Genomic DNA, 18,446 nt, shown 5'->3' with positions numbered 1-18,446 from the left:
GACAGCAGACCCAGACCTGGTGCCGATGGATCGCACGTTACCTGTTTTTATCACCCGATGGATGCGTCAGCCGCTGTGGCTGGCTGCGGTTTTGATGCTTTGCGCCAACGGTTGCAGCCAGCAGCAGGGGCGCGATATTGCCACGCAGTTCAGCAACGGCAAGCCCGACGAGTTCTTCCAGACCAGCGTTGATCGCATGGCCACCCTGAGCATGCGCGACAACCTGCAAAGCCTGTATCTGCTGATGAGCAAGCTCTACCTGCGCAACCCCAACCAGTGGCGTCAATCGGGTTACACCGACGCGGTGACCGCCGCCCGGCAAATCCGCCAGGCCATCGAACTTCGCCAACCACTGCCTGCCCTGGGGGATCGTCGCGACCTGGCGGCGCTGAGCTATTCCCTGAGCCCGGAGTTTCGCGGCGACCGGGTAGGCGCCTTCATCTACGCGATCGGCAGCATGCTGGTGACGGCACACGGCGGGCGCACCGAGTTTTATATAACGGACTCGATCAACCCGCAGTTCGTCAGCAATGCCGCGCGCAATATCGAGAAGGCCACCTGGCTGCTCAGTCAGCGCCAGGATGCCAATGGCTCGCTGTTGCTGTTCTCCAACGAGATCTCGGAGGCGGGCAGCAACCTCAGCTTTGCCGTGGAGTTCGGCAAGATCGTCGCGCGCCTCGACCTGTTGACCCAGATGCTCGACGAACGCTACCGGCGCATCGGGCTCAACTACGCGCAAAGCTTGCTGCTAATGAATTTCCTGCCGGTGCAGTGACGATGCGGGCCTCCCTCACACCTCGGTTTGCGCTTTGCCGCGGGCAACGGTTTTTCTCGGCGCGCGCATCAGCAGTGGGCCGAACGTCGCGAGCAAACCGAGCATCACCAGCGGGAAGAACATCAGCTTGCTCAGGCCGAAGTTGCTGACGATGACGGTGATGACGGCGGGGCCCACCAGCATCCCGGAAAATCCGATGCAGTTGACGATGCCGATATTGCGCCCGGCATGTGCCGGGTTCCGGCGCCCGGCGGCGGAGATCATCAACGGTGCGATGCACGAAAGGCCGAGGCCAAACAACGCGAAGCCGACAACGCCGGTCACGGCCGTACCGCCCAATATCGTGGTGATCATGCCGAGGACGCACAACGTACCGCATCCAAACACCACCTGCGCATTACCGAACGCAGCGGCCAGGCGGTCGCCAAAAAGACGCCCCACGAATGACGCACCGACGAACAGTGAGACCGCCATGCCTGCGGTCGAGGTGGTGGTCGCGAACTCCCGGCGAATGTATTCCTGGCCCCAGTCGGCAATTGCGTTTTCGCCCATCATGCTGCCCAGCAGCAAGGTGCCGAGAGCGATCATCACCAGCAGCGTCTTGGCCGAAGGGCCCTTGCCGGTTTCGTCCCGGGACTGGGTGCCGGCTTGCCAGTCGTCGAGCTGGGCGTCGGGCACATCATGCTTGCCCAGCAACCATCGGCTGAACACACAGCCCAGAATGAACATCGCCAGGCCCAGTACGGTGTAAGGCACCAGCACGCTGTCGGTGTAGAACCGGGTCAGCCAACTGCATGCCATGCCCAGCAGGAAGCCGCCCAGGGAATAGAAGGCATGGAAGCCGGACATGATCGAGCGTCGATAAAACCGTTCAACCTGCACGCCGTGGGCATTCAAGGCGGTATCCAGGGCGCCGCGCAACAGCCCCAGCACAGAGCCGAAACACAGCGCAAACCAGAAACCGTTGACGAAGCCCAGCGGGATAATCGAAAGGGGATAGGCGAGGGCGCCAAGGGTAATTACCGGCTTGGCGCCGAAGGTGTCCAGCAGCCGCCCGACCAGCAGCGCACCGGCTGCGGAGCCGACACCGACCCCGAGGGCAATCAGGCCGAAACTCGAGTCCCCGAGTTCTCCCGTCAGGCCAAGCTGGGTCCTGAACACGCTTACACCGGTGGACCAGATGTACATCATGGCGCCGATCATCATGAAGCCGAGAAAGGTGGCGATACGTGCCTTGCGAATACGCGGGGGGATCGGGGTTTTCTGGAAAGTGCTTATCACGCTGCATGGTCCCTTTTGTTTTTGTGGGGTGGTTATGCAATTTTGGGTTATACGAATAACCTTGCGGAAGTAAAACCTGCACCCTGTGGGCTGTCAATGCTTTATCAATCCAGAATATGTAACAGTAACAAGGCAGTGGCTGGCGCTTGAGTTTTAAGTTATACGTATAACTCCAACTGTTCAGGTATTGGGGTTTCCGTGTCGTCTCAAGAGTTGTTATTGCCGTGCTCCACGCCGCATATGTCGGCCTACCGCTTGACGTTTCTGCTGTCCGGCCTGTGCATGGGCGCCTGGGCGCCGCTGGTTCCCTATGCGCGCAGCCGGGCCGGGGTGGACGACGGCGCATTGGGCATCCTGTTGCTGTGCCTGGGCCTCGGCTCACTGGTGATGATGCCGCTGGCGGGCATCCTGAACGCCCGCAAAGGTTGCCGCTTTACCATGCACATCGGCATCGCCCTGGTGTTTCTGACGCTGCCTCTGCTGGCGACCACACATTCATTCTTGGGCTTGATGTTTGCCCTGACCGTGTTCGGTGCAGGGTGCGGCGCAGTGGATGTGACGATGAACGTACAGGGCGTGATGGTTGAGCGTGCGACCGGGCGGTCCTTGATGTCGGGTTTTCATGGCTTGTTCAGCCTGGGCACGATTGTCAGTGCGGCGGGGATCACCGCGCTGCTCTGGCTGGGCGCCACGCCGTTGCTGGCCAGCAGCGCGGTGATGGCGGCACTGGCTGCGTTTGTCCTGAGTTACGGGCGCCAGATGCTCGGGCGCAGCGGCGAAGAGGGCAGCCCGATCTTTGTGCGGCCCACGCGTAAAGTCCTGGTGCTGGGGGTGCTGTGCCTGTTCGCGTTTCTGGCCGAAGGTGCGATTCTCGACTGGAGCGCGGTGTTCCTGACCCAGGTGCGTGATGTCGAGCCTTCCATTGCAGGCCTGGGCTACGCCTGCTTCGCCGTGATGATGGCGTTGGGGCGCTTGAGTGGCGACCGGATTCTGCTCAGGCTCGGCGCCCGGCTGGTACTGGTGGGCGGTGGCCTGATTGTAATCCTGGGCTTTCTCACGGTGGTGCTCGCGACGAACTGGCAGGTGAACCTGGTGGGGTTTGCGGTCATCGGCATCGGTTTGGCCAATATCGCGCCGGTGTACCTGTCGCTGGCGGGCGCGCAAAAGACCATGCCGGGGGAACTGGCGATTGCCGCTGCCACCAGCCTCGGTTATCTGGGTATCCTGATGGGCCCGGCGGTGATCGGCTTGTTCGCCCACGCGACGAATCTATCCTGGGCGCTGCTGGCGGTTGCCTCGCTGATGGTCGCAATCATGTTCAGTGCCACACGACTGGTTCCGAAGGTTTCCCCTCAACGGGTACACTGAGCGCCTGTTTTTTCATGACCTCGCATGAGGTTTCAAAAGGATTGGGAAGCAAGCGATGGCCGTTTCAATGAAAGACGTAGCACTGGCGGCAGGGGTGTCCCAGCCTGCGGTGTCTTACGCCTACAACCGACCTTCCAAACTGTCCCCGGCCCAGCGCGAGCATATCCTCGAGGTGGCCGCTTCATTGGGCTACCCGGGCCCCAATGTGCTGGGCCGCAGCCTGCGCTCGGGCAAGATCGGCGCCATCGGGTTGATGATGATGGACAAGTTGTCCCTGGCCTTTGCCGACCCGTGCACCATCGCCATGCTGCGCGGCATCAGTGAAGTGGGCGAGTTGGAAAATGTCGCACTGACACTGTTTCCGCTCAACAACAACCGCCTGGTGGGCCGGGGCCCGGCGGCGAGCCACGGCAGCCTGGCCCTGCGCGGGCTGGTGGATGGCCTGATTATCTCGACCCTGCCCGATGATCACCCGGCGGTGCTGGCGGTGGTGAAGCACAGTATTCCGTTCGTGGTGATCGACTCGCCGCTGGTCGAGAATTCGTTTTTTGTCGGCATCGACGATCGCGGTGCGGCTCGCACGCAAATGCAGCATCTGCTGGACCTGGGCCACCGCAAGATCGGCGTCATCATTGACCGCCTCAACCCGGATGGTTACCGCGGCCCGATTGACCTGCAACGCTTCAAAAGTGCCAGTGAGCGGATTGTCCGCGAACGCCTCACCGGTTACGTGGAGGCGGCCACCGCCGCGGGCCTGGCGTTTGAAGACCTGAGCGTGATCGAGGCCGGTGGGCTGGATTCCACGTCCGGCCAGGCCGCAGCGTTCACATTGCTGACCTCCAACGACGTCACGGCAGTGGTGGCGTGCTCGGATGTGATGGCGATTGCCTGCATGAAAACCGCCCACGCCCTCAGTCGCCAAGTGCCGCAGACACTTTCGGTGATCGGCTTCGACGATATTCCCGAGGCGGTGCAGCTCGGGTTGACCACCATTGCCCAACCCATGGTGGAGAAGGGCGTGTACGCCGCACGCATGCTGACCGAGCAATTGAATGCCCCGGCTGATGCGCCGCTGGCGCCCGAGCAAAAGATTTTCGCCACCAAGCTGGTGGTGCGTACCTCGACCCGCAGTATCCAGCAGGCAGACGCCTGATCCCGTTGGTAAGGGATCGCTGTAGGAGCTGGCTTGCCTGCGATGGCATCGACTCAATACCACTGACAGACCGAGTCGACTGCATCGCAGGCAAGCCAGCTCCCACCTTTACCCGGGCTGCCCCTTGAAGTGTGCCGCTACTCTGAGGGCATTCGCCGCGATGGTCAGTGCCGGATTAACTGCCGCCGACGACGGGAAGAACGAGCTGTCCACCACCCATACATTCTCCAGGTCATGCAGCTTGCAGTTCAGGTCCAGCACGCTGGTGGTTGGGTCCTTGCCCATCACGGCAGTGCCGCACTGGTGGGAGTTCGTCGCGATGCCCATGCGCGCCTTGAGGATCAGCGGATACCCTGCATCACGCATGGTTTGGGTGGCCTTGCTCACCAGTCCTTCATGGGCCTTGAGGTTGTTCGGCGTCCAGTGAACCTTGATCGCACCGCGCTGCGTGTCGTAGGTGACGCGGTTGTCCTGGGTCGGCAGATCTTCCGAGGTCAGGTACAGGTCTACGCTGTGGTCAGTGATATAGCGTGAAGCGAATTTCGGCAGCCAGGGCCGCATGGCACTGATCATCGGCTCGCGGATTTTCCCCAGCATCTGCACGTTACCCAAGGGGAATGCGTTGTGCGGGCTGGCGCTGTACCAGTCGTTGATGGCCAGGGTTTTCTGGAAGGTCACGTTGTTCTTGCGTCGCGGGTCCACCGCCAGCATGAAGGTGCTGTTGTGCACCATGTAGTTACGCCCCAACTGCCCAGAGCTATTGCCCAGGCCATGAGGATGTTGAGCGTTCGCAGACTTGAACAGCAATGCCGCACTGTTGACTGCGCCGCACGCCAGCACGAAGCGTTTGGCACGCAGTGTCACCTCGCGTCCATCGAACAGACCCCGCGCTTGAGTCACGGTTTTGCCATCGTTATCGGTGTTCAGCTGCCTGATCGTGGTGCGAGTCATCAGCCGAATGCTGCCACTGCGCAGGGCGGGCCTGAGCGCAGAAACTTCAGCGTCGGCCTTGGCCTCCACCAGGCACGGATAGCCATCGCAGGTTGAGCACAATACGCAATCGCCGCCATCGCCATAGTCCACCGCCGCCGGCATCACGAACGGCTTGAGTCCGGCACGCTGCATGCTTTGCTCCAGCGCAACCAGGGCCGGGTCGTGCTTGAGTGCCGGTTGCGGGAAGGGTCCTGAACGCCAGGGTTCGCTTGGGTCAATGCCGGCCTGGCCATGCACGCGGTAGAGCTTTTCCGCTTCGGCGTACCAGGGTTCAAATTCGGCGTAGCTGACGGGCCACGCAGGCGACACGCCCTCGGCATGCTGGATCTCGCCAAAGTCCGCCTCGCGAAACCGTGGCAGCATGGCGCCGTAGAATTTGGTGTTGCCGCCGACGTAATAAAACACCCCCGGCGAAAATGCTTGGTTGGCCTGGTCCAGCCACGGTTCGGCATTGCGATAGCGTCCTTGGCCGAACACCGCTTCAGCGCTCCAGTTCTGGATTTCCCGGGGCAGGAAATCCCCTCGTTCGACGATCACAATATCCAGCCCGCTGTCACGCAGGGCATGGGCGAAGGTCGAACCGCCCATGCCCGAGCCGATAATCACCACGTCACAGTTGATCGTGCCATCTGCATCAGGTGTCACCACGTCGAGGGCGCGCGGTTCGCGCGGCGCCCCCGGTTGTGGATTCAGCTCTGCATGATGCGAAATCAATGCATCACTCATGTGAGCCGCTCCGGCATTTACAGGTGTTGTTCGGAATTACGGATTTGCCAGTACTCATCCTGGCGTTCGTCGGTGATGTATTCCGGAATCGGGAAGTCCCACCAGCCGGGCACCCAAGGGCCAGCCGCATCGCGGTCGGTGGGTACTTCGATCAGCACCGGCACATTCAAATCCAGCGCTTCCTGCAGGATAGGCTCAAGGTCTTCCGGGCGCTCCACACGGTAGGATTTGAGGCCGAAGGCTTCGCCCACCGCCTTGAAGTCCGGGCTGTAGGGCGTGCCGTCCGGGTGGTTGAACTCAGTGCCGATATGGCGGCTGGTCTGCTTGCGCTGGCCACCGCGAATCGACATGTAGCCGGCGTTGTTCTGGATCAGGAACACCACAGGGATATTGTTGGTCACGCAGATCGCAATTTCCTGGGAGGTCATCAGGAAATCGCCATCCCCGAGGATGCACACCACCGGCTGGTCAGGCGCCGCCAGCTTCGCACCGATGGCCGCAGGTACGGCCCAGCCCATGGACGAGAAGCCGCCGGAGGTCAGGTGGGTACGTGGCGTATAGACCGGGAAGGTCTGCTTGACCGCGCCCTGGGTGTTGCCCGAGCCAACCACCACGATGGTGTCCCGCGGGAACACTTTGCGCAGCGCGCCGAGGGGGCGTTGCGAGGTGAACGGAAAGCGATCGGAGTCACGACGGCCCGCCAGTTTGGTTTCCCATTCTTCCTGATAACCGCGCAGGTCGCTCAGGTACTCTTCGCGCTCAACCGTCTCGCCTTTCAGGCTTTCGACAATGGCGGCGAGGGCGTATTTGGCGTCGGCACAAATGCCCACGGTCACCGGGTAGTTCTTGCCGATTTCATGCGGGTCGATGTCGATGTGGATCAGCTTCGACGGCGGGATCGCGAAGGTCACGCCCTTGGCGTAGCTGGACGACGACCAGTCGGTGAAACGGCAGCCCACGGCGATGATCACGTCTGCGGTGGACGCGACTTTATTGCCGCACAGGGTGCCGGTCTGGCCGACACTGCCGGCGAACAACGGGTGATCTTCCGGGAAGCCGCTCTTGCCGTTCCAGGTGGTGACCACCGGGATCTTCCAGGCTTCGGCCAGGGCGAACAATTGCGCGCTGGCTTCGCCGGTAATCACGCCGCCGCCGATCACCAGCACCGGGCGCTTGCTCAGTTTCAGCTCTTCCACTGCGCGTGCGGTGGCTGCCGGGTCCGGGAAGCATTTGCCGATCGGGGTGCGCTCTTCGAGGGCATGCAGGGTCACTTCAGCGGCCTCGGCCTGCACATCCATCGGGATTTCCAGGTGCACCGGCCCCGGGCGTCCGGTGACCATTGCGCTCCAGGCGCGGTGCATCATGAACGGCAACTCTTCAACACGGGTCGCCACCCAATGACGCTTGGTCACGGCCTCGGCGATTTTCGGGAAGTCGTTGTCGGTGTAGCGCTCCAGCTCCTGCAGCAAGCCATGGCCACGCATGTGGGTGGGTGGCCCGCCGGTGATCAGCATCAGGCTGGTGGAGTCGGTAAACGCGGTGGCCATGCCGATCACCGTGTTGGCGGCGCCGGCACCGATGGACGTCACTGCCGCCATCGGCTTGCCGCTCACCCGGTAGTAACCGTCGGCGAGATGCACCGCGCTCTGCTCATGGAACACCTGGATGAACTTGAGCTTGGAGTCTTCTTCGAGGAAGGCGTCGGTCAGGGTCCAGATACCGTGGCCGGGAATACCGGCGACGTATTCGACGCCATAGTTTTTCAGGGTTTGAGCCACGATCTGGCTGCCGGTCAATTTAGTCATGACAGGACTCCTTGGGTTGATGAAACGGAGGGGGTTGCCTCGGCGGTACTGGCTGCACGCCCGCGTGTCGCCCAGTTCAGGCCTTGCTTGGTCAGGCGGCGGATATTCGGGTCGGCGAGGTTGCTGGTGTCGTGCCCGATGGAGTGATAGAACACCCGCCCCTGGCCCCACTGGCGCACCCACGCCACCGGGCTGCGATGGCCGTTGAGCCAGGGGAAGGGGTTGCCGTCGAAGGTGGTTTCAGCCAGCACATGAATGTTCGGGTCGACCTGCATGTAGTACTGCTCGGACCGTACCTCGAAATCCTCGACGCCCTGGGTCACCTCGTGGCTGTGGTCGATGACGTTGACCTGGTACGGGTGGGGAAAGCCTTCGCCCATCGGGTGTTCGAGGAATGAGCCGCCGAGCACCCAGTGATATTTGAGGCTGGCGCGAAACGCCGCGCCTGCGCCGTGCCAACCCACCAGGCCGGTGCCGCTTTCGATCGCTTCCAGCAGGCGGTTTTCCTGGGACGCGGTGAGCGTCTCGGTAGTGACGGCGTTGTTCCAGCCGATCACGATCAGGTCATAACCGGTCAAGTCCCTGTCCAGTGTGAAGATGTCGGTGGACTCTTCGACCTCGAAATCCAGTTCCTGGAAAACGGTGCGCGCCCATGCCGCAATTTCGTAGGGGAAATGGCCGGGCCAGCCACCGAATAGATACAAGACTCGACTCACGGTTGATCACCTCTTTACGTTGGGCGTGATTGTTAGGTTATACGTATAACCGCTTATTTAACCTATCACTCCGAATCCCTAAGTCAATGGGGCTTACATGTTTTTCATCGGGGGTTATACGAATAACGTCAGCAGCTCGCCGCAGTGCTTCAACACTGCGTCTGTGTTGCGTCAGGTTGCGTCACCAATAGGGAGGCTGCGAAATTGCCCGGGGCAGGGGGGTAGGAAAAGATGGTTGCCAATGCCGGGGGCATGTCGCGTGCCCTCAAGAACCACCTGGAGCCACTGATGATTCGTTACCTGAAAACGCCTAAACCGGTCGAAGCCCAAGCCGAGATTGCCGCCCAAGTCCGCGATACCGTTGAGCGCATCATCGCCAACGTCGCCCGTAACGGCGATGCGGCCGTACGTGAATACTCGAAGCAGTTTGATCAGTGGTCGCCTGTATCTTTCCGGCTGAGCGACGAAGAAATTGCCGCCTGCGTGGCGAGCCTGTCCGAGCAGGAAATCGGCGATATCACCTTTGCCCAGGCCCAGGTCCGGCGCTTCGCCGAGGTGCAAAAAGCCTCGATGCACGATGTGGAAGTCGAGACCTTGCCTGGCGTGATCCTTGGGCATCGCAATATTCCGGTGAACTCGGTGGCTTGCTACATTCCGGGCGGCAAGTACCCGTTGCTGGCGTCGGCGCATATGAGCGTGCTGACGGCCAAGGTGGCCGGGGTGAAGCGCGTTGTTGCGGCCGCGCCGCCGTTTGATGGCAAGCCTCATCCGGCCATTGTGACGGCGATGTATTTGGCGGGTGCCGATGAGATCTATTGCGTGGGCGGGGTGCAGGCGATTGCTGCGTTTGCGTTGGGCACCGATACGTTCAAGCCGGTGGATATGATCGTTGGGCCGGGTAATGCGTATGTGGCCGAGGCCAAGCGTCAGTTGTTCGGCAAGATTGGTATTGACTTGATTGCCGGGCCTACAGAGACACTGGTGATTGCTGATGACAGCAGCGATGTTGAAATCATCGCTGCCGATTTGTTGGGGCAGGCGGAGCATGGGGTTAATTCGCCTGCGGTGTTTTTGACGAACAGTGCGGAGTTGGCGCAAACCCTGCCGGCGGAGATCGAGCGGCAGTTGGCGATCCTGTCCACCGCACCGGTTGCTTCTGTCGCCTGGCGCGACTATGGCGAAATCATCCTGTGCGACAGCGTCGACGAGCTGGTGCAGGAAGCCGATCGCATCGCCTCCGAGCACGTGCAGGTGATGACCCGCGATCCGTTGTATTTCCTGGAGCACATGACCAATTACGGCGCGTTGTTCCTTGGTGAGCGCACCAACGTTTCCTATGGCGATAAGGTGATTGGGACCAACCACACATTGCCTACCACCGGGACTGCGCGGTACACCGGCGGGCTGTGGGTCGGCAAGTTCATCAAGACGTGCACGTATCAGCGGGTGCTGACGGATGAGGCTTCGGTGTTGGTAGGGGAATACTGCTCGCGGCTTTGCGGGATGGAAGGGTTTGCGGGGCACAAGGAGCAGGCGGATATTCGGATTCGTCGTTACAAGAAGCACGGTTGAGGGTACATATCCGTTATTTGGGTGATGGCTGAGATTGGTTCCGCTCTTACAGCGGCTCACTTTTGAACAGCGCAAAAGTAAGCAAAACGCTCTTGCCCCACCACTCGGCTCCTCGCTTAGGCTCGGAGTGCCCTCACTCCGGCTTTGGACCGTGGGCCGCCGTCATGGGCCATCCTTGGCCCAGGACGGCTAACCCGGCGTCCTGCCGGGTTACCCACGCTCCAAAGCCTGCGTTCGGCCAGCGTGGTTTAACGGGGCGCCCAAGATCAAAAGCAGATCAAGAGCACAGCGGCCTCCCGGCCGGCTTGAGTGTTTAAAAGCCAAATCAAAAGCTAAAGCGGGCACGGTCCACTGTAGGAGCTGGCTTGCCGGCGATAGCATCAACTGGGTGTGTCTGATGCACCGAGGTGTCTGCATCGCCGGCAAGCCAGCTCCTACAAAAAAGCAGCTCTGCTTTCGCTCTGGATCTTGCCTTTGCTTTTAACACTCAGGTCGGCTCTCAGGCCGCCGTGCTTTTGATCTTCATCTTGATCTGACTGCCCCAATAAGCCCGAGGCCGAACGCAGGTATTGCGCAGCGGGTAAACCGGCAGGACGCCGGTTTAGCCGCGCCGGGCCATGGATGGCCCGTCGCGGCAGCCCGCTTCGCGGTGCCGGAGTGAGGGAACGCCGAGCCTAGGCGAGGCGCCGACAGGCGGGGCAGAGCCCTAATGAGATGGTCAGCCCGGCACGGGCCCCCGGTAAATCTAGACTTACCGGAGGGCCCACTTCCCGCTCAATAAAACCGACCATTACTCTCTTCCCCCCGGGCAAAAAAAACGCCAGACCAGCCTCCCGTGAAAGAGCGCATGATCCAGCGTAAAAATGAACCTCGGCTGCTTCAGCCAGGCCCCATGTTCAACCCCTTCAGACCGGAATCACCACAAAGCTTTCCGGTTTGCAGGTCAACGCCACGTTCGTACCCGGCGGCAGTGCGTGGCTGCCGGGAGTCGGTAGTTGCTGGCATTTGAGATCAAGCGTGCCACCGGCCACCTCCACGCGGTAGATCACCCGATTACCGATAAACGAAGTGTCCTTGACCTTCCCGGCAAACGCACCGTCGGCCAGTGCGGCGCCCAGCGCCGGCTCAAGGCCGATGGTTTCAGGCCGGATCGACACATTCACCGGCCCTGCACCCACGCCGCTTTTAGCCGTATGGGCATAACGCCCAAACGGCAACTCGACCACGCCACCGAGCCCATACGTGCCGTTGACGATATTGGTATCGCCGAAAAACCTGGCGGCAAACAACGTGCGCGGCGACCAATACATCTCCTGCGGCCCGCCGATCTGCTCGATGCCACCCTTGTTTAGCAATACCACACGGTCCGACAAAATCATCGCTTCGTCCTGGTCGTGAGTCACATACACAAACGTGGTGGAAGTCTCTTCGTGGATGCGCTTGATCTCGTTAAGCATGTGATGGCGAATCTTCAGGTCCAGGGCCGCCAGCGGCTCGTCCAGCAGCAACACCGCCGGGCGATTCACCAGTGCGCGGGCCAGGGCCACACGTTGCGCCTGCCCGCCACTGAGCTCGGAGATCCAGCGGCTCTTGAAGCTTTCCAGTTGCACCAGTTCCAGCGCCTTGTTCACTTCACGCTTGATCTCATCCTTGGGCTTCTTCTTCAAACGCAACCCGAAGGCCACGTTGTCGAACACGTCCAGGTGCGGGAACAGCGCGTACTTCTGGAACACCATATTCACCGGGCGGTGTTCAGGCGCCAGGGCGGTGGAGTCCTTGCCGTCGATCACCACTTTGCCGGTGGTGGGCTCTTCGAAGCCGGCAATGATCCGCATCAGGGTGGTCTTGCCGCAGCCACTGGGGCCGAGCAGGGTCAGGATCTCGTTGCGTTTTACCGTGAGGTCGACTTTGCCCAGGGCAGTGAGGTTGCCGTAGCTCTTGGAAATCCCGGTCAGTTCAATACTGTTGGTCATGGTGATTACTCTGCAGTTTCAGCACGTTCAAGTTCGAGGCGGCGACGACGCAAGGTCATGACCAGGCCGGCAATGGCGATGATGGCGATGGTCACCACCAGCATGAATACCGAGGCGGCATTGATGGTGGGGCTGACGGCGCGGCGCATCATCGAAAGAATCATGAGGGGCAGCGTGGTGTCGCTGCCGGTGACGAATACGGTGATCAGGAATTCATCCATCGACAGCGCCACCGCGAGGATCGCGGCGCCGGCGATGGTTGGCCCGATGATCGGCAGCGTCACCAGCCAGAACGCTTTGAGGGGCGAGGCGCCGAGGTCGCGGGCGGCCTCCTCGAACGACAGGTCGAAATACTCCAGCCGTGAGCGCACCGACTCCACGAAGAACGGAAAGGTGAACAGGGTGTGGCCGATGATCACCGTCAGCAGCGAACGGGGCAGGCCGACCAGTGAGAAGAAAATCACCAGTGCAATCCCCAAAAACAAACCGGGCAAGGCGATGGGGGCAAAGTTCATGAACGCGAACACCGCTTTTACCCGGCCTTTCATGCGCATCAGCGCCAGGGCCGAGAACGTGCCCAGCAGCGTGGTGAGAATCGCCGAACCGGCGGCGACGATCGCACTATTGGTCAGGGCTGTCATGAAGTCCGAACTGCTGAACAGCGCCTCGTACCAGCGCGTGGAAAAACCCTCGAACGGGAACGACAGCGAGGCGGACGAGTGAAAGCTGAACAGCGCGATAATCGCGATGGGCGCGTAGAGGAACAACATGTAGACGTAAGTGAATAACCGGATCATGGCGAGTTACCTTTTTTATGAGCGGCAGTCAGTCGTGGTAACGCTTGCCGGGTGCCAGGTTGGCTGCGCGCAACACCCCCAGCAGCAACGCGTACACCAGCATGAACACGATCAACAGCAGATAAGCCATCGCCGCACCGAGTGGCCAGTTACCTACCGAGCGGAACTGGTTGGCGATCACCAGCCCGGTGGTCATCGCATCCCGGCCGCCCAGCAGTTGCGGGGTGACGTAGTCGCTGGCGGCCAGCACGAAGGTGAACATGAAGGAGCTGACGATGCTCTTGTGGGCCATCGGCATGATCACCCGCCACAGAATGGTGACACCGCCGGCGCCCAGGTCGGCAGCGGCCTCCAGGTAGTCCTTCTTGATGTCCCGCAGGCCCGACACCAGCAGCAACAGAGTGAAAGGCAGCATGATGTGCACCAGGGTCAGCACCACGGCGAACTTGCTGAACACCAGCCACTCCAGCGGCTGGTCGATCAGGCCGAAGTGCAGCAGGGTGGAGTTGATCACGCCGTTGGTGCCCAGGATCGAGCGCCATGCGTAGACCCGTACCAGGTAACTGGAAAACCACGACACCAACGCCAGGTACAACACGGCGTTGGAGCGTGTGCGGTACACGATGTAATAGGCCACCGGCGCACTGATCACGGTGGAGAGCAGGGCGGTCCAGAAGCCGTTTTGCAGGGCGATCCACAGCGAGTCATAAAACCCGCTGGCGCTCAGGGCCTTGGCATAGTTGGCCAGGGTGGCGGCGGGCTCCATGCTGAAGGTCTTGGCGGTCCAGAAACTGGCAATCAGCAACAGTGCCGACGGAACCAGAAAGAACACCACCAGAAACAGCAACGGCGGCGACGCCAGCCAATACCCGCTGAGGGTTCTCTTATCCATCTTCACGTGTTTACCGACCCTTGAATCGCCGTCGTCCAGGGGCATGGACTCGGTGTTGTTGACTACGGTCATGATGAGGTTGCCTTTGCGTTTTTATTCGAGAGTCAGGGCGCGTTGACCCGTGGGGCGCGTGTTGATGAACACCCACCCCACGGTTGCCAGCGCCGGCGTGCCAAGCGCTCTAGAACGAGCCTTTGAAGTTCGCCCACTGATCGATCCATTCCGCATAGGTCACATACTTTTCGGAGCTCAGGGGCGGTTGGCCATAGAGTTTGGATTTCTCGAAGAAGCTGTCGAGGTTCGCGTAGTCAAAGGTGTTTCTCAGGTCCTCCGGCAGCAGCGGCACGGCCTTGGGGTTGACCACGCCGGAGAACATCGTGGTTGCCATCTTGGCCTGGATGTCGGGCTCCAGGGTCTTATTGATGAACTCCAGGGCCAGGGGAATATCCTTGGCGGTTTTCGGGATGAACAACGCATCGCACCACAGCGCTGCGCCTTCGCTGGGCACCGACAGGGCAGTGGTCACGCCACGCTTGATGGTTTCGCTCGGGGTGTTGGCGGAGGCCGAGAACACCGCGTCCACTTCACCCGATACCAGCAGCGATACCGCGTCACCCGACGAAGCTGCGAACACGCGGCATTGATCACGGTACGGCTTGAGTTTTTCAAAGGCGTCGTTGAACTCGGCGCGGGTCAGGTTGGGGTACTTGTCGCCGTAGCCGGCGATGGTCGCGATCAGCGACCAGTTCGAGGTGCCGTCATCGACAAAGGTCAACTTGCCCTTGAGCTTGGGGTCCAGCAGGTCGGTGTATTGGGAAGGCTTTTTGACGTTCTTGGGGTTGTAGATGATGGTGTTCATCCCCCACAGCAACGGGATGCCCCATTGCTTGCCGTCCCAGTACCAACGGCTGCCCTTGTAGAACAGCGCGAGGGTATTGTCGGCGGAATAGTTGGGGATCTTCGTGGTGTCGATGGCCTTGAGCAGGCCCATTTCCTGATAGATCTTTTCGTAGCCCAGGGCGTACATGGTCAGGTCGAGCTGCACTGGATCGGAGCCTGCCAGCCGGGCGGTGATGTCGTCCTGGTTGCTGGCATAACTGGAGCGCACGGTAACGTTGCGTTGCTTGCGCCAGTCGGCGAGTTCGGCGTCGCCGGTTTCGCCTTCCCAGCCGAGGATTTCCAGGTGCCCGGTGGTGGCGGCAAATGCGCTGGGCACGAACGAGCCGAGGTACAAGCCTGCGGCAGAGGCGGCAGCGCCCAGCAGGAACGAGCGTCGTTTCAAGCTGAGGGAATTGAAGTCAATGCCGGTCAAACCATAACCCGTCTCTATTTCTTTTTTCATTTCGAGTTCCTGCCTGGGTGGTGGGTGCAAATGTTGAGCGACTTGCAAGGCATGGGCCTGGTGTCGATGCCAGGTGCGTCCTTTTGTATGCAGTCAGTTGGATCGGCAGTGTTATGGCCAGCATTGATTCCATGCTGCTGGGGAGGGTGGTAAGGCCTCCACTGTTCCGATTGACTCTTCCTTGGCGGGGCGACGCACGCTTATTCCGGGCTGCAGGGTGTTGCGGGCCTGAAGCGGTGCGCCCAGCGCTTGATAGGCTCGGCTTGTTGTTTTCATGGGTTGAGTATTGAGCGGGGAGGCGGGGGGCTCAATTTCGCAGGGGGGTTAAAAGCGACGCACTCTGACGCATTGGAGTGACCTAAGCGGCGCACGTGGGGGGCCAGGGGTTTCTGGGGGGATCCGTAGCAAGAGCACGGCGGCCTGAAAGCCGACCTGCAGGTTAGAAACCAGAGCAGAAGCAGAGCGGCTTTTCTGTAGGCGCTGGCTTGCCTGCGATGCAGACAACTCGGTACATCAGACACACCTGGGCGATGCCATCGCTGGCAAGTCAGCTCCCACATTTGACCGTGCCCGCTTTAGCTTTTGATTTGGCTTCTAACACTCAAGCCGGCCTGCAGGCCGCTGTGCTGTAGTGAGCCCCAATATCTGCGTCAATCTGCGTCTCTTTTACCCAAGGTGCGAAATTGAGCCCACCCCGCACCAGGCGAATACTCCAAGCCTGATCCCGGCCCAGACGCCGCGCATTCGCTGGAGTATCGAGTGAAATTCACAGGTGGCCAAATCATCGCCAAGGCACTCAAGGCCAACAGTGTCGACTACGTAGCCGGGCCCCCGGGCGACGGCGCCCGGGCCCTGGTGGAAGCGCTGCTGACCCCGGGCACCGACATCCCCTTTATCCACGTCATCCAGGCCCACAGCGCCGTGCACCTCGCCGACGGCTACTACCGTGCGTGCGGTCGCCCCATGGCCGTCGTACTCACGGGCCCCCTGGGCATCCCCTCAGCCCTGGGAGCCCTCGCCACCGCGCACCAGGACGCCTGCGCGCTGCTGGTCATCAGCAACGCCCAGCCCGAAACGATAGCCGCCAACGTCATGAAAGATCACGCGACGGTTTCGACACTACAACAGCTACCCCAAGCCCTGCGCCAAGCCTTCGACACCATGCTGAGCGCCCATCCCGGCCCTGTCAGCCTGTCCATTGACGACGCCCTCCAAGGCGCCTCCACCAACGCCAGCCTGCCACCCGCCACCCTGCGTGCAGAACCCCAACCCACCCCGCGTAAAATCAGCGTACTGCGCGAAGGCCGCGCCTCATCCTCCGTGCTGGAAAACGACGCCATTCTCGTCATCGGTAGCGGCCCCACCCAGCCCATGGCCCGCAAGATGTTCCCGGTGCATTACCCCGGCAGGCACTTGTGCGCCGGCAACCCCGCCACCCTCGGCTGGGCCGTCCCGGCGGCTATCGGCGCCAAGCTCGCCATGCCCGCCCGCCAGGTGGTCTGTGCCGTGGGCAGCCGGGATTTCCTGCAGTCGATGCAAGAGATGGCTGTGTGCGTGATGCACAGCATTCCGGTGGTGTTCCTGGTCTTCAACAGCAGCGGTGACGAAGCCCTGGGCGACGTACAGACGCCGCCCATCGAGCAACACCGGGCCGGTGAATTCAACCTGCCGGATGGCAAACCCTATGCCCCGGACTTCGCTGGCATCGCCCGAAACTTCGGCCTTGAAGCCTGGCGCGTGGAACACGCGTCACAACTCAACGCGACCCTCGTCAAAGCCCTCAACAGCAAGGGCCCGTCGCTGGTTGAAATGATGACGGCACGCCAGCCCCTGCAGGTCCCTCAGTCCTGACCGCCCCAGACAATGGTGGCGTTGTCGCCGGTCATGTATTCACGTACGTCCAGCGGGATCGACTGGTCGCTGGGCAACAGCACCGTTGCATTGCGCAAGTGATGCTTGCGGATCTTGCCCTTGTCCACTAGTCCCAGCGCCATGCGCGTGGAGAAGGGTTGGCGGAACGAGGACGACGCCACACCCGTCACCAACCCATAGAGAAAACGGATCGGCCGACGATGCTGCGGCGTCAGGATCGAAAACGTCATTTCGTTACGTTGCTTGCCTTCGAAATCCACCATGAACAGGCGATCGCCCAGCAGCAGGCAGAACCCGTGGTAGGTGAATGAATACCCGATCTTGCCGCTGCCATCGCGCAGCGGAAAGCGCTCGACGGTGACGTACTGCACCATCGAGTCGGCGCGGTACAGGCAGGTGACCGAACGCAGGATCCGGCCCTTGTAGATCGATGAATTGTGGTAGCGGTAATACACCCCCAGATAGTCTTCGAGCACGTCAGCCGACTGCTTGGCCAGCGGCAGGAAATGATTGAACTGCTCCGAAGCCCGCAAGCCGGTCGGCAGTTCGTTTTCATAGCCTTCATAGAACTTCTTGAACTCGGCGGGCGGGCGGAAGAGGTCTTCGGCTTCCATCATGAAATAGCGGCCGATCTTTTGCAGAATCTTCTGCGACGGCACGTGCTGGCCCACCAGGTACTTGTTGAACTGCTGGCGGTTCACATCAACTTTGCGGCACATGTCGGCCACCGACCGGCAGGACTCCACCAGCGTGCTCAGATTCTTTTGCACATTGGCCTGCAAGTCGCTGCGCGCCTGCTGTCGCTCGGGGTGGGAGGTGGCGGCGGCTAATGACAGGGGCGATGAGTCCGGGCGGCTGGGCATTATTATCTCGATGTACTTGGCTGGGTTAAGGCGCCAGTTATTAAAGTTATAGCGCAGTTATCGAATAACCTTGGGCATAACCGTAATAACCGTTTAAGCGTTTGAAACTTCCGATCATTACCAAAGCATCTTTCATGCCGTTTGTTTAAGTTCAAACATGAAGTTTGAGCATAACTGAATGCGTCAGATTGTAAGCGCTTTTACTGAAGGTTCGGCGCCAGTGCGTTGTGGTTTTCACGGGTCAATCGTGACGGTGGCGGTCCGCCCAGTAACACATTCGATAGCGACGGGTAACACCCCGTGCTGCGCAGGAGTGCT

At 60.8% G+C, this 18,446-nt stretch carries 14 protein-coding genes; 5 read left to right on the top strand and 9 right to left on the bottom strand.

All coding sequences use genetic code 11. From position 1 onward, the window contains the following. The first annotated feature begins 25 nt into the window (after nt 1-25). On the top strand, nt 26-775 hold the full coding sequence (locus C0058_RS20235) for a hypothetical protein (protein ID WP_032898777.1): 750 nt from the start codon (nt 26-28) through the stop codon (nt 773-775). Nucleotides 776-790: 15 nt separating this feature from the next. Here the strand turns inward: C0058_RS20235 and C0058_RS20230 are convergent, their stop codons facing one another. Next, a complete protein-coding gene (locus C0058_RS20230) occupies nt 791-2,053 on the bottom strand; it encodes an MFS transporter (protein ID WP_102370285.1) in 1,263 nt (420 codons plus the stop codon). A 243-nt stretch (nt 2,054-2,296) separates the two neighbouring features. Between C0058_RS20230 and C0058_RS20225 the strand changes: the two genes are divergently transcribed. Together C0058_RS20225 and C0058_RS20220 are read left to right on the top strand one after the other, a co-directional pair. After that, nucleotides 2,297-3,424, top strand: coding sequence for an MFS transporter (locus C0058_RS20225; RefSeq protein ID WP_050550296.1), 1,128 nt, complete (start codon nt 2,297-2,299; stop codon nt 3,422-3,424). Between the two features lie 55 nt (nt 3,425-3,479). Then, complete coding sequence (locus tag C0058_RS20220) at nt 3,480-4,577, top strand: LacI family DNA-binding transcriptional regulator (RefSeq protein WP_008431528.1); 1,098 nt, start codon at nt 3,480-3,482, stop codon at nt 4,575-4,577. Nucleotides 4,578-4,685: 108 nt separating this feature from the next. Here the strand turns inward: C0058_RS20220 and C0058_RS20215 are convergent, their stop codons facing one another. From C0058_RS20215 to C0058_RS20205, 3 genes are read right to left on the bottom strand one after another with little or no spacing between them, the layout of a single operon-like run. Then, complete coding sequence (locus C0058_RS20215; RefSeq protein ID WP_102369430.1) at nt 4,686-6,296, bottom strand: GMC oxidoreductase; 1,611 nt, start codon at nt 6,294-6,296, stop codon at nt 4,686-4,688. A 17-nt stretch (nt 6,297-6,313) separates the two neighbouring features. Further along, nucleotides 6,314-8,101 carry a thiamine pyrophosphate-binding protein gene (locus tag C0058_RS20210; protein WP_102369429.1) on the bottom strand — a complete coding sequence of 596 codons (1,788 nt, stop codon included), beginning with the start codon at nt 8,099-8,101 and terminating at the stop codon, nt 6,314-6,316. Further along, nucleotides 8,098-8,817: a ThuA domain-containing protein gene (locus C0058_RS20205; protein WP_032898774.1), complete on the bottom strand. Its 720-nt coding sequence runs from the start codon at nt 8,815-8,817 to the stop codon at nt 8,098-8,100. The genes C0058_RS20210 and C0058_RS20205 overlap by 4 nt, the downstream gene beginning before the upstream one ends. A 288-nt stretch (nt 8,818-9,105) precedes the next feature. On the opposite strand from C0058_RS20205, the gene hisD reads away from it, so the two are divergent. Beyond that, nucleotides 9,106-10,389, top strand: a complete 1,284-nt coding sequence (gene hisD, locus C0058_RS20200) for a histidinol dehydrogenase (RefSeq protein ID WP_008431521.1) — start codon at nt 9,106-9,108, stop codon at nt 10,387-10,389. A gap of 905 nt (nt 10,390-11,294) precedes the next feature. Here hisD and C0058_RS20180 read toward each other — a convergent pair. The 4 genes from C0058_RS20180 to C0058_RS20165 form a co-directional block, all read right to left on the bottom strand. Beyond that, entirely contained in the window at nt 11,295-12,362 is a 1,068-nt protein-coding gene (locus C0058_RS20180) for an ABC transporter ATP-binding protein (RefSeq protein WP_008430152.1), read from the bottom strand. A gap of 5 nt (nt 12,363-12,367) precedes the next feature. Continuing rightward, entirely contained in the window at nt 12,368-13,159 is a 792-nt protein-coding gene (locus C0058_RS20175) for an ABC transporter permease (RefSeq protein WP_008430153.1), read from the bottom strand. 28 nt (nt 13,160-13,187) lie between these two features. Beyond that, complete coding sequence (locus C0058_RS20170) at nt 13,188-14,123, bottom strand: ABC transporter permease (protein WP_008430156.1); 936 nt, start codon at nt 14,121-14,123, stop codon at nt 13,188-13,190. Nucleotides 14,124-14,232: 109 nt separating this feature from the next. Beyond that, the gene (locus C0058_RS20165) at nt 14,233-15,393 is read right to left on the bottom strand and encodes a PotD/PotF family extracellular solute-binding protein (protein ID WP_102369427.1); all 1,161 of its coding nucleotides are present in this window, start codon (nt 15,391-15,393) and stop codon (nt 14,233-14,235) included. 759 nt (nt 15,394-16,152) lie between these two features. Here C0058_RS20165 and C0058_RS20155 point away from each other — a divergent pair. After that, nucleotides 16,153-17,244, top strand: coding sequence for a thiamine pyrophosphate-dependent enzyme (locus C0058_RS20155; protein ID WP_102369426.1), 1,092 nt, complete (start codon nt 16,153-16,155; stop codon nt 17,242-17,244). Here the strand turns inward: C0058_RS20155 and C0058_RS20150 are convergent. Then, a complete protein-coding gene (locus tag C0058_RS20150; RefSeq protein WP_032899479.1) occupies nt 17,235-18,101 on the bottom strand; it encodes a helix-turn-helix transcriptional regulator in 867 nt (288 codons plus the stop codon). The genes C0058_RS20155 and C0058_RS20150 overlap by 10 nt on opposite strands. Nucleotides 18,102-18,446: the final 345 nt, after the last annotated feature.

The sequence above is a fragment of the Pseudomonas sp. NC02 genome (assembly GCF_002874965.1).
Classification (GTDB): Bacteria; Pseudomonadota; Gammaproteobacteria; order Pseudomonadales; family Pseudomonadaceae; genus Aquipseudomonas.
Note: the sequence above shows the minus strand (reverse complement) of the source record. Positions and strands in the feature narration are given on the sequence as shown.